The following is a 12,245-nucleotide window of genomic DNA, read 5'->3' on the forward strand; positions in this document are numbered from 1 at the left end:
GGGGATGCGGACGGGGCGGTTGTAGTTGCGGTCATCCGGCACTTCGCACCAGCCGAGATCGGCGGTGATGGGCCCAAGCGGCAGGCGGCTGCGGTAGACGAAGCGGTGGTCGCGTAGATAGCCGGACAGGAGCCGCATGGGCCCCATCGGCGTTCCGCCATCGCCTTCGCGCTTGTTGGCCGTGATGCCGCCGCGGCCGAGCGCGCACGAAAACACCAGGCCGTCGGCCATCAACAGGCCTTGCGTCGGTCTGCCCGGACGCGGCCGGACCGTGATGCGCTTGATGAAGCCGTGTTTTTGCCTGGACACCTGCATCGGAACTCATCACCATCGGACACATCGCCGTGATCGGCCTATCGCTGATGGCGAGGTTCAGCATATTGCCAAAATCGTCAAGCTTCTCATTTGATGATTTGAAACAATGGATTGATCGATGACTTCTCGCACCATCCTCATTGTCGACGACGACGACGACCTGCGCAGCACACTGGCCGAGCAGCTCGGGCTCTATGAGGAGTTCGAGGTGATCCAGGAGCCGACGGCCACCAAGGGCGTGAACACCGCGCGCGGCCGCACGGTCGATCTGCTCATCATGGATGTGGGTCTGCCCGACATGGATGGGCGCGAAGCCGTCAAGCTCCTGCGTAAGGGCGGCTACAAGGCGCCGATCATCATGCTGACCGGTCAGGATACCGATTCGGACACGATCCTGGGTCTCGAAGCCGGCGCCAACGATTACGTCACGAAACCCTTCCGCTTCGCCGTACTTCTGGCCCGCATCCGCGCCCAGCTGCGCCAGCACGAGCAGAGCGAAGACGCGACCTTCACCGTTGGTCCCTACACCTTCAAGCCGAGCCAGAAGCTCCTGCTCGATGCCAAGGGCGGCAAGATCCGGCTGACCGAAAAGGAAGCCTCGATCATCAAATATCTCTACCGCGCCGAGCAGAAGGTCGTCACCCGCGACATCCTGCTGGAAGAGGTCTGGGGCTACAATTCGGGCGTCACCACCCACACGCTGGAAACGCATGTCTATCGTCTGCGCCAGAAGATCGAGCGTGATCCTTCCAATGCCGAAATTCTTGTGACAGAAAGCGGTGGGTACAAGCTCGTTCCGTGATCCTGTTGGAAATCCTTCCAAGACCACGAGGGGGAGGAACAGGCACCGGGGATTAACCTGTGCCGGGGATTGAATTGTGAATGGCGCTGGATGACGATATCCGGGTTCTGGCCGGCCTAGCGCTGTTCGAGGGCTTTGCTCAGGAACAGCTCCGCCTCCTGGCATTCGGCGCCGAAAACATCTCCGTTGCCGCCGATCGTCTGATCTATGCCGAAGGTGATTCGGCCGATTGCGCCTTCGTGGTGACATCCGGCACGGTGAAACTCGTGCATGGCATCGGCGACACGACAGTCGAACTGCAGGTTCTAGGACCCAACACCCTGCTCGGCGAACTCGCTCTGATCGCCGACACCTCGCGCCCAACCAGCGCGGTTGCCGCTACCGATGTCGAGCTGATCCGGCTGAACCGCCGCCTCTTCCGCCGCATCCTCGAAGAATATCCGCAGCTCGCCGCTTTGCTCCACAGCCGTATCGCCGCCGAGCTTCAGGACCTTGTCGCCCGCATCGCCCAACTGGCCGACCGCTTCGAGGATTAGGCTTCAGGCATCGAGTACAAAGATGTCGTTGCCCTCGACATCCGCTTCGATCCGCCGCCATCCAAGCCCCTCGTAGAACGGTGCTTTGGACGGTTCGCAGTAAAGATACAGCTTGGTGACGCCGGCCGCGAAGGCAAAAGCGGAAACGTGGCGCACTAGCCGTGAACCAATGCCGCAGCCTCGATGCTCTGCTTCCACCCACACCGCAGCCACCCAGGGTGAGTAGTTGGGCCGGGCATCCATGTCATGGGCGATGATCGAAGCCGTGCCGGCAAAGCGCTCGCCGCGATGCGCGACGAAAGTGGACGGCACGGCAGAAGGTCCGAGACCATCGCGCACCAGCCCCGTCAGATCCTCCAGCGAAACACCCGCATCACGCCACCACGCGGTCCAGATCCGGTCCGCCACATCGGGCACGCGGTCAGGACGATCGCGCAGATCATCGATGCGGATCGGCTCAGGCATCGAGGTTGAAGCGCGCAATCACCGGCACATGATCGGACGGCCGGTCCCAGCTCCGGGCTTCACGCACCACTTCGATATCGGTCAGCAGTGGCCCCAAATTGGCCGAACCCCAGACATGATCGAGCCGCCGGCCCCGGTCGGACGCAGCCCAATCCGACGCGCGATAGCTCCACCAGGTGAACAGCTTCTGGTCGGCAGGAACATGGCGGCGCATCAGGTCTTCCCACTCGCCTGCACGGCGCATGGCTTCAAACGCCTCGGTTTCCACCGGCGTGTGGCTGACGATCTTCAGCATCTGCTTGTGCGACCAGACGTCGTTTTCGAGCGGCGCGATGTTGAGATCGCCCACCAGGATCGACGCGGAGTTGTCTGATGACAGCGCCTTGAAGCAGCGCATTTCCTCCACGAAATCGAGCTTGTGGCGGAATTTCGGGTTCGTTTCAGGGTTGGGCTCGTCGCCTCCGGCCGGAACGTAGAAATTGTGCAGAAGGATGGACTTGCCGGCAATATCGATGCGCGTCGACATATGGCGGGTGTCGCCCATGTCGCAGAAGTTGCGCTTTTCCTCGATGTCGATCCGATGCTTCGCAACAGTCGCGACGCCATGATAGCCCTTCTGGCCGTGGAAGGTGACATGCTCATAGCCGATCGCGTAGAAGGCTTCGGTCGGAAACAGCTCGTCGGGAACCTTGATCTCCTGCAGGCACAGAACATCGGGCTGGTAGGTCTGCAGGAAGCGCTCCACGATCGGCATACGTAGCCGCACGGAGTTGATGTTCCAGGTGGCAAGCGTGAAGGGCATGAAAAAACAATCAGACTGGTTGTGGAAAGCGGCGCGACCCTGCCAGCCTCTCCCCTGAGAGACAACCCCGGCGGCTCCGTCGGCGTAACGCACCAACAAAAAAGGCCGCCGCAGCGACCTTTTCGGTGAGCATCGCAGGCGGGATCAGCGGTCCTTCGGACCCTTCACGTTCAGCTGGTTGACGCGATTGTAGTCGATCGTAAACACACCGGGATCGAGCGCCACGCCTTCCTTCGTGTTGAAGATCATCACCGTTGTGTCCTTGTTCTGCGCATCGGTGATTGTCCACTGCTTCAGCGTATAGGACGTCGGATCAAACATCATGGTGATGGTCGAATTGCCGAACACGCTACGATCGGCGAGCTTGATCGTGGTCATGTCCGGCTCCTGCTTGACCTGCTGGACCTTGTTGCCGGACAGATCGATGCGGCTGTCGAGCAGAAGCTTCAGCGGCGTCTTCGAGAGCGGATAAAGATCGGCCGTGCGCATCTTCTTGTTGTCGATCACGACCGAGGTGCCGTCAGCCGTCACGCGGTAGCCGTTCTTGCCTTCGTAATCGAAGCGGATCTTGCCGGGACGCTCCAGATAGAACTTCCCGCCGGTTTGTTCGCCGCGCGGACCGAACTGCACGAACTCACCGGTCATGGTGCGAACCCGGCCGAAGTGATCGGCGATCTGCTGCGCCACGGCGGCATCCTGGGCGACGGCATGCGTGGTCCCGAGAGCACCGAACATCGTGACGGCCAAGACGGCTCCACCCATCAGGCGCAACACGCCGCGGCGGTCAAAACGGTTCGGAAGACGCTTCAGCATTCTTGGTTCCTTATTCTTTAGCGCACCGGGTAGCGGACCAGTGCGGCTCAAATTTGGCTTCGTAAGCACGAGAGTATGGCCATCAGGTATGGCAGAAAGGGCGCATCGCAAGACACGCCCTTTCCAACTCGCTGCAATGTGTTCGCGAGCAAAGCCGTACCGCTAGAACTTGTCGTCTTCCGTCGGCACCAGGATTTCGCGCTTGCCCGCATGGTTGGCGGGACCAACGATCCCCTCTTTTTCCATGCGCTCGATGATCGACGCGGCACGGTTGTAGCCGATGCCCAGACGCCGCTGGATGTAGCTGGTGGACGCCTTGCCATCACGCAGCACCACGGCAACCGCCTGGTCATACGGGTCCTCGGAATCTTCGAGGTTGCTGGTGCCCGCAGGCCCACCCTTGCCCGAGGCCCCGTCTTCCGCCTCTTCCTCGTCATCTTCGGTGATGGCGTCGAGATAATCCGGCACACCCTGAAGCTTGAGATGCGCGACGACCTTTTCCACTTCGTCATCCGAAACGAAAGGTCCGTGAACGCGCTGGATGCGGCCGCCGCCGGCCATGTAGAGCATGTCGCCCATGCCGAGCAGCTGCTCGGCGCCCATCTCGCCGAGAATGGTGCGGCTATCGATCTTGGAGGTCACCTGGAACGACATGCGGGTCGGGAAGTTGGCCTTGATCGTACCGGTGATGACGTCGACCGAAGGACGCTGAGTCGCCATCACGACATGGATGCCGGCAGCACGCGCCATCTGGCCGAGACGCTGAACGGCGCCTTCGATATCCTTGCCGGCCACCATCATTAGGTCGGCCACTTCGTCGATGATCACGACGATAAAGGGGAACGGCTGCAGGTCGAGCTCTTCGCTTTCATAGATCGCCTCGCCGGTTTCGCGGTCGAAACCGGTCTGCACGGTGCGCGTGATGACCTCGCCCTTGGCTGTCGCCTGCGCCACGCGCTGGTTGAAGCCGTCGATGTTGCGCACGCCGACCTTGGCCATCTTGCGGTAGCGGTCTTCCATCTCCCGCACCAACCACTTCAGGGCCACGACAGCCTTTTTCGGATCGGTCACGACCGGGGTCAGCAGGTGCGGAATGCCGTCATAAACCGAGAGTTCGACCATCTTCGGATCGATCATGATCAAACGGCACTGTTCCGGCTTCATGCGGTACAGAAGCGACAGCACCATCGTGTTGATGGCGACCGACTTGCCGGACCCGGTGGTGCCGGCGACCAGCACGTGTGGCATCTTGGCGATATCGACTACGACTGGATCGCCGTTGATCGTCTTGCCCAGCGCCAGCGCCAGCTTAGCCGTCGAATCGTCAAAGGCCTGCGATGCCAGCATCTCGCGCAGATAAACGGTTTCACGCCGTGCATTTGGCAGCTCGATGCCGATTGCATTGCGGCCGGGAACAACGGCAACGCGGGCAGCAATCGCGCTCATGGAGCGGGCAATGTCGTCGGCCAGACCGATTACGCGGCTGGACTTGATGCCCGGCGCCGGTTCCAGTTCGTAGAGCGTGACCACCGGGCCGGGGCGAACATGGATGATCTCGCCCTTGACGCCGAAGTCTTCCAGCACGCCCTCGAGCAGCCGCGCATTCTGTTCCAGCGCATCCTTGGACAGCGTCGGATCACGGCCGATATTCTTTGGCTCTGCCAGGAATTCGAGCGCCGGCATGATGAAGCCGTCATCCATCGCCCCGCTGGCGGCATAATTACGGGACGGAGCGGCGACAGGGCGCGGCGCTGGCGCCGGCGCGTCGATCTTGGCGCGGCTTGGCAACGGCGCTTCGATTACGCGAGAGGAAGCAGCGGCATCGGTGCGCTGGATACCGCGTGCCTGCGCTTCGCCATGTGCCATTGCCGGCGCATCGAACAGCTGGTCCGGCGTTTCGGTTGAACGGCGGGCGGCCGGCTGGCGCATCGCGGCAACGGAAGCTACCGGCTGCGGCGCAACAGGTTCGGCGTAGCTATCTTCGTAAGGTGCATCAAACGGCATGTCGAAGGGCGCGTCATCTTCGCCGACGTCCGGCGTCAGATCCTGCAAGGGCGCAAAGTCCGGCTCGGCCTGGATTTCGTTCGGCTGCGTGAGTTCGGGCTCGGGGCGGCGCACACCACGCACCATACCGGGCATGGAGCGGAAGGCCTGCACATGGCCGTTGGCACTTTCCTTGACCGGCGTCCAGTTCGACCAATCGGGCTCCACGCGTTCGACACGCTGCGGAACCGGCTGCGCGGGCGGCTCCACCACGATCGGGCGGCGCGTCGGGGCTTCAACAACCGGCATGTCCGGGGCTGCGCGAGCAGCGGCAGGCATGGGGTTTGCCACACCTACGATGCGGTCAAGATCGAAGGACTCATGGCGCTCATCGGGGGCATAGGGGCTGCCGAAGCCCGGCTCGACGCGCTGACTGGGCGCGGGATAATGCGCTTCCATGTCCATGTCGCGATCGATCCGCACCATGGCTTGGCGCAGCTTGCTCTTTTGCGGTGCCTGACGCTCGTTGCCGCCCTTCAAGCGACGAACCATCGCCTGTGCCGACAGGAACCAGTGGGTCATCAAGCCCATCAGAACGGAGTCGCGATCGTCCTCCTCGTCGGCCGACTGCACGGACACGGCAAGGTCATCTTCATCCTCGAAATCGTCTTCAACCGGCGCGCGGCGGCCAACGAGGCCAGACCCAAATGCGAGCAGCGCCAAAGCGGGGATCGCGAGGATGACGCTGAGAATGGTGGCCACCAGGCCCGTCGGATAAGCGCCGAGCATGAGAGCCGGCAGCTTCAGCATGATGTCGCCGAATACACCGCCAAAGCCGGTCGGCAGCGGCCAGGTTGCGTTGGGTGCAAAGCAGCCGGCAACACCTGCCGCAAACATCCCGCCGAGGAACCAAACCGCCGCACGCGTCGGCTTGCGATCGATGCGATGGCCCGTCATCAACAGCACGCCCCAGATCGCCAGCGGCACGAGAACGGCCAGTGCGGCCAGACCGAAGAACTGCGTCGCGAGATCGGAGAAAACAGCGCCGGGATAGCCGATCGCATTGGTGACCGGATTGTCGGTGGCATGGCTGAAGCTCGGATCGGCAACATTCCAGGTCGCCAGCGACGCCACGCCGAGCGCGGTCAAACCAAGCAGGGATAATCCAACCAGACGCGCAACCTGCCGCCGGGCAAAACCGCGCAAGCCATACCCTGCATCAGCCACATTCATGGGTGCCGAAAGGCCAATGCGCATAGAACAGTCCTCGATCGTGCGAAAAAGGCCGGGTTCTCCCGGACAGGATTCGGTGTGACCGTAACGACAGGACAGTTAAAGCTGCATTAACCATGGACCCCCGGTAAGCTTACCCAGCGGCCAACGGCGTTGCTGAAGCGACGATCAGCGCGGGCGCTTGTTGAGATTGAGATAAGCGTCCTCGAACTGGCCGAGTTCACGCAACCCGTTCCAGTCCTTGATGCTGACCGTCGGCCCTACCCAGCTGACCATTCCGGTGGCCCGAAGATCCTGCAGGGTGCGGTTGACGTGCACGACCGAAAGTCCAAGCATGTCGGCAAGATCGATCTGGGTGATCGGCAGGCGATAGCTATGATCGGCAGCCTGACCGACGATTTCCAGCCGGATATACATTTCACACAGGAAGTGCGCCATGTGGCTGAGCGGCGACATGCGACCGAGCGCCACGATCCAGGCGCGATGCATGGCGGCATCGATCGTCGTGGAAAGCCACAGCAAGCGCCCGAGATGAGGCAGCCTTTCGGTCACGCGCCGGATATCAGGATGCGCGGTCAAAGCGACGCGGCAATCCGTCAAGGCCGTCACATCGTGGTCCATGCGGTCGAGCAGAAGCGAATGCAGATCCACGTAATCGCCCGGAATATGCAGGGCGCTGATCATGCGCTTGCCGTCGGCCAGGTAATGCGCGCGCGCAGCCAGCCCATCCAAAACCAGAATGCTGGATTGCGGGCGATCGCCTTGCCGGATCATTGCGGTGCCGGCTGCAAAGTCCTGGTGGTTGAGCGTCAGGGTTTCGAGCGCGGCGATTTCTTCCGCGCTCACATCATCCCGCCGCGACAAAAACAGCACAAGGGGATTGGTCACGGCGACTCGCACGAAGAACAGAAAGAGATTTCAGGTGAATACAAAAGCCTGACGAAGCTGCCAAGCCCCTCAAAGCATTGCTTTTTGTTAATCCGGGCGCGCAAAAAAGCCCGCGCAGAAGGCGGGCTCTCTCTTTTTAGCGGATGGAAAAGGCAGGCCCTGAAAGCCCGCTCCTTCGATCAGGAGTGGTACGCCACTTCGCCATGCGAGGTGATGTCGAGACCCTGCGTTTCGGCTTCGGTGCTCGGACGCAGACCGATCACGACATCAACCAGCTTGTAGAGGATCGCGGACACAACACCGCACCAGATGATGGTCACGAGCACGGCAAGGATCTGCGTATAGACCTGCCCGCCCATCGTCACGCCATCGGCATAACCAACGCCACCCAGCGAAGGCGAAGCGAAGATGCCGGTGCCGATCGCGCCGATGATGCCGCCAATGCCGTGAATGCCGAACACGTCGAGCGAGTCGTCATAGCCGGCCTTGATCTTCACCACGGCCACGAACCAGTAGCAGACGGCAGAAGCAAGGGCGCCAAGCACGATCGCGCCGATCGGACCAACAAGGCCCGCAGCCGGCGTCACGGCAACGAGGCCGGCGACAACACCGGATGCCGCACCGAGCATCGAAGCCTTGCCGCGTGCCAGACCTTCGATCACCACCCAGGTGATCACGGCGCCGGCGGTGGCGGTGAAGGTGTTGATCATGGCAAGTGCTGCACCACCGGTGGCTTCGAGGTTGGAACCGGCATTGAAGCCGAACCAACCCACGAACAGGATGGATGCACCCACCATGGTCAGCGTCATGGAGTGCGGCGCCATGTTGTCGCGGCCATAGCCGTGGCGCTTGCCGATCAGCAATGCGCCCACCAGACCGGCAATACCGGCATTGATGTGCACGACGGTGCCGCCTGCGAAATCAAGCGCGCCCCAGCCGAAGATCAGGCCGTTGGAATCCCAGACCATGTGCGCGATCGGGAAATAAACCAGCGTCACCCACAGAACCACGAACAGGATCACCGCCGAGAACTTGATGCGCTCGGCAAAGGCGCCGACGATCAGCGCCGGCGTGATGCAGGCAAAGGTCATCTGGAAGCAGATGAATACGAATTCCGGGATCATCACGCCTTCGGAGAAGGTCGGCGACTGCGAATCCGGCGTGACGCCTGCCAGGAACAGCTTGCCGAGACCGCCCCAATACGGGCTGGTGGAACCCCCAAAGGCGAAGGAATAGCCCCACAGAACCCAGATCACGATCACCACCGCGGTGATCATCGTGCACTGCATCAGCACGGACAGCATGTTCTTGGCGCGCACCAGGCCGCCATAGAAGAGCGCGAGGCCGGGCAGGATCATGAACAGAACGAGGATGGTGGAAACCAGCATCCAGGCGACATCGCCCTTGTCGATCGTGGCAACCACAGGCGCTGCGGCATCGGCCGCAACCGGGGCCGTTTCCTGTGCGACGGCGCTGAGCACGCCGAAAGCGCCGAGCCCGAGGACCGTCGCCAAACCGGTGCGTGCCAACGGCAGCAGGCGACCGGGGAGAAGGATAGAAATTGTCATCGAAATCTCCTGAGGTTCGCGTCGGCCGCTCAAAGCGCGTCGCTGTCGGTTTCGCCGGTCCGGATGCGGACGGCCTGATCGAGCGCGTAAACGAAGATCTTTCCGTCTCCGATCTGCCCGGTCTTGGCCGCAGCGGTGATGGCTTCCACCGCGCGATCCACGAGCTCGGCCGCAACCGCGACTTCGATCTTGATCTTCGGCAGGAAGCTCACGGCATATTCGGCACCGCGATAGATTTCGGTGTGTCCCTTCTGACGTCCGTAGCCTTTGACCTCGGTAACGGTGAGACCCTGAATGCCAACGGCCGTCAGCGCTTCACGGACTTCGTCGAGCTTGAACGGCTTGATAACAGCCATGACGATTTTCATTCGCAACCATACCCCTTCGTTTCGCGGGTTGAGCCCGCTGCCCCATCATCGCCGCGCGCGAACGCGGCCCGTGGACGAAGAGAATCAAGCTTCATGCCAATTGGGATGAAGCGGCCGTGAATGGTGAAAAAGCAGGTTGTACGCTGTCGAAACGACCGGGAGACGATTGTTCGGCCAGTAGCGCTTGCCTATTATTTAAGCAAAAATCCAGTGATCAAGCAGACTGCTTCGTTCGTAGGCGGATCAGACCCTCCTGCGCGACCGAAGCGATCAGCGTGCCATCGCGGCTGAAGATTTGCCCGCGCGCAAAACCCCGCGCCCCCATCGTCGATGGGGTGTCCTGACTATACAGGAGCCAGTCATCCATGCCGTTCGGCGGCTCGCGATGAAACCAGATCGCATGATCGAGGCTGGCCATCTGAATGTCGGGCTCGAAACCCCAGCGTCCATGTGGGAAGGTGGCGGTGTCGAGCAGCGTCATGTCGGAAATGTAAGCCAGCATGGCGGCATTCAGCGCCCGCGTTGCGGCTTTGACGCCGTTGATGCGCATCCACACCTTCTGCTGCGGCGGGAGTGGATCGCGCGAGGCATAATGTTCGATGTTGACCGGCCGGATCTGCAGTGGCCGTTCGCGTGCCCAAAAGCGCCGGATGGCATCCGGCAGGTTCTGCCCGTAGCGCTCGATCAGCTCCATCTGCGTCATCAGCGTTTCCGGCGCAGGCACGTCGAGCGGCATCGGAACCTGGTGATCCAGGCCCGGCTCATCCTTCTGGAACGAGGCTTCCAGCGAAAAGATTGCATGCCCATGCTGGATGGCCACGACACGCCGTGTGGTAAAACTGCCGCCGTCGCGGATGCGGTCGACCTCATAGATGATCGGCACGGCCGGATCGCCCGGACGCATGAAATAGCCGTGCAGCGAGTGGGTGTGGCGATCGGCGCCAACCGTGCGCTGCGCCGCAACCAGCGCCTGCGCCACCACCTGTCCGCCGAAAACGCGCTGCCAGCCGACCTGGGGGCTGCGACCACGAAACAGGTTGAGTTCCAGCGTTTCCAGATCAAGTATGTCCAACAAGTCCCGCATGGCCTCAGACATGGCCTACTATCCTTTCGCTGCTTGGTGGCGCCCGGTTTACGAACAGTTCGCCGCGTGCAAGTCAAGGCAGACCCCTGAACACGGAGAAGCCAAGCATGGCGCCTTCCCCCACCATCGATCTGCCCGAGCCGAACACGTCTGACGCGACCGCGCGAACCAGCTTCGACGTGGTGATCGGCGGCGGCAATTACGTCGGCCTCGCCACGGCAGTCGCCATCAAACAGGCGCGCCCCTCGCTTGAAATCGCGGTTGTCGATGCAGCCCCCGCGGGCGTTTGGAAAAAAGACGGTCGTGCGTCGGCCATCGCGGCGGCTGCCCGGCGCATGCTGGACACACTTGGTTGCTGGGATGAACTGGTCGGCGAGGCCCAGCCCATCAACGAGATGATCATCACGGATTCGCGCACCGCGGATCCCGTGCGGCCCGTGTTCCTGACCTTTGATGGCACGGTTGGCGCCGGCGAGCCTTTTGCGCATATGATCGCCAATGTGCACATGAACGGCGCGCTGCGCCGCCGGGTCGACGAGCTTGGCATCGTATTGATCGAAGGCGCCGGCGTGAGCGGGTTCGAACGCGACACCGCAGGCGTCACGATCACCTTGAGCGACGGTCGGACCCTGACCAGCCGTTTGCTGGTCGCTGCCGACGGCGTGCGTTCCAAGCTGCGCGATCTCGCCGGCATCAAGGTCAACAGATGGCACTACGGCCAGTCCGGCATTGTTTGCACGGTCAAGCATGAACGCCCGCATGAGGGCCGCGCCGAAGAGCATTTCTTGCCTGCCGGCCCCTTCGCCACCCTGCCGCTCACGGGAAACCGATCGTCCATCGTTTGGACCGAGCGCACCGAAGACGCCAACCGCCTCGTGGCCGAAGACGATCTGATCTTCGAACTCGAGCTGGAACGCCGCTTCGGCCTGAAGCTCGGCGAAATCCGCGTTGAAGGTCCTCGCAAGGCCTGGCCGCTTGGTTTGACGCTTGCGCGCGACTTCGTCGGCCACCGCTTTGCCCTGGCGGGTGACGCTGCGCACGGCATTCATCCAATCTCCGGCCAAGGCCTCAATCTCGGCTTCAAGGATGCGGCAGCCCTGGCACAGGTCATCGTGGAAGCCGATCGCATGGGGCGCGACATCGGCATGCTCGACGTGTTGGAAACCTATCAGCGCTGGCGCCGCTTCGACACGCTGCAGATGGGCATCACCACCGATGTGCTGAACCGCCTGTTTTCCAACGACATCGCGCCGATCCGCGCCATCCGCGATCTCGGCCTCGGCCTCGTGGACCGCATGCCCCGCCTGAAGGACTTCTTCATCGGCCAGGCCGCCGGCATGGCAGGTCCTTCTCCCAAGCTGCTGCAAGGGCAACCGATCTGACAAGCC

The 12,245-nt window shown here is 62.0% G+C and carries 11 protein-coding genes and 1 pseudogene; 3 read left to right on the plus strand and 9 right to left on the minus strand.

What is annotated here, in order from left to right; all coding sequences use genetic code 11:
- A pseudogene (locus RTX98_RS03550) lies at positions 1–315 on the minus strand (hypothetical protein); the annotation flags it as partial.
- A 118-nt stretch (positions 316–433) separates the two neighbouring features.
- Here RTX98_RS03550 and RTX98_RS03555 point away from each other — a divergent pair.
- The gene (locus tag RTX98_RS03555; RefSeq protein ID WP_312794637.1) at positions 434–1,117 is read left to right on the plus strand and encodes a response regulator transcription factor; all 684 of its coding nucleotides are present in this window, start codon (positions 434–436) and stop codon (positions 1,115–1,117) included.
- A gap of 80 nt (positions 1,118–1,197) precedes the next feature.
- Positions 1,198–1,653 (plus strand): cyclic nucleotide-binding domain-containing protein, encoded by a 456-nt coding sequence (locus RTX98_RS03560; RefSeq protein WP_312794639.1) that lies wholly within the window; start codon positions 1,198–1,200, stop codon positions 1,651–1,653.
- A 3-nt stretch (positions 1,654–1,656) separates the two neighbouring features.
- Here the strand turns inward: RTX98_RS03560 and RTX98_RS03565 are convergent, their stop codons facing one another.
- From RTX98_RS03565 to RTX98_RS03600, 8 genes are all read right to left on the minus strand, one after another.
- Complete coding sequence (locus tag RTX98_RS03565) at positions 1,657–2,118, minus strand: GNAT family N-acetyltransferase (RefSeq protein ID WP_312794641.1); 462 nt, start codon at positions 2,116–2,118, stop codon at positions 1,657–1,659.
- Positions 2,111–2,920: an exodeoxyribonuclease III gene (locus RTX98_RS03570; RefSeq protein ID WP_312794642.1), complete on the minus strand. Its 810-nt coding sequence runs from the start codon at positions 2,918–2,920 to the stop codon at positions 2,111–2,113. Before RTX98_RS03570 ends, RTX98_RS03565 begins: the two co-directional genes overlap by 8 nt.
- Before the next feature lie 144 nt (positions 2,921–3,064).
- Positions 3,065–3,733 carry an outer-membrane lipoprotein carrier protein LolA gene (locus RTX98_RS03575; protein WP_416223059.1) on the minus strand — a complete coding sequence of 223 codons (669 nt, stop codon included), beginning with the start codon at positions 3,731–3,733 and terminating at the stop codon, positions 3,065–3,067.
- A gap of 162 nt (positions 3,734–3,895) precedes the next feature.
- Positions 3,896–6,973 carry a DNA translocase FtsK gene (locus tag RTX98_RS03580; protein WP_312794644.1) on the minus strand — a complete coding sequence of 1,026 codons (3,078 nt, stop codon included), beginning with the start codon at positions 6,971–6,973 and terminating at the stop codon, positions 3,896–3,898.
- Positions 6,974–7,117: 144 nt separating this feature from the next.
- Positions 7,118–7,837 (minus strand): Crp/Fnr family transcriptional regulator, encoded by a 720-nt coding sequence (locus tag RTX98_RS03585; RefSeq protein ID WP_312794645.1) that lies wholly within the window; start codon positions 7,835–7,837, stop codon positions 7,118–7,120.
- A 179-nt stretch (positions 7,838–8,016) separates the two neighbouring features.
- A complete protein-coding gene (locus tag RTX98_RS03590; protein WP_312794646.1) occupies positions 8,017–9,405 on the minus strand; it encodes an ammonium transporter in 1,389 nt (462 codons plus the stop codon).
- Positions 9,406–9,434: 29 nt separating this feature from the next.
- Positions 9,435–9,773 carry a P-II family nitrogen regulator gene (locus tag RTX98_RS03595; protein WP_189504613.1) on the minus strand — a complete coding sequence of 113 codons (339 nt, stop codon included), beginning with the start codon at positions 9,771–9,773 and terminating at the stop codon, positions 9,435–9,437.
- Positions 9,774–9,987: 214 nt separating this feature from the next.
- Complete coding sequence (locus RTX98_RS03600) at positions 9,988–10,869, minus strand: acyl-CoA thioesterase II (protein ID WP_312794647.1); 882 nt, start codon at positions 10,867–10,869, stop codon at positions 9,988–9,990.
- A 95-nt stretch (positions 10,870–10,964) separates the two neighbouring features.
- Between RTX98_RS03600 and RTX98_RS03605 the strand changes: the two genes are divergently transcribed.
- Positions 10,965–12,239, plus strand: a complete 1,275-nt coding sequence (locus RTX98_RS03605; protein ID WP_312794649.1) for a ubiquinone biosynthesis hydroxylase — start codon at positions 10,965–10,967, stop codon at positions 12,237–12,239.
- Positions 12,240–12,245 lie beyond the last annotated feature (6 nt).

It is taken from the genome of Tianweitania sp., from assembly GCF_032053605.1.
Lineage (GTDB): Bacteria > Pseudomonadota > Alphaproteobacteria > Rhizobiales > Rhizobiaceae > Tianweitania.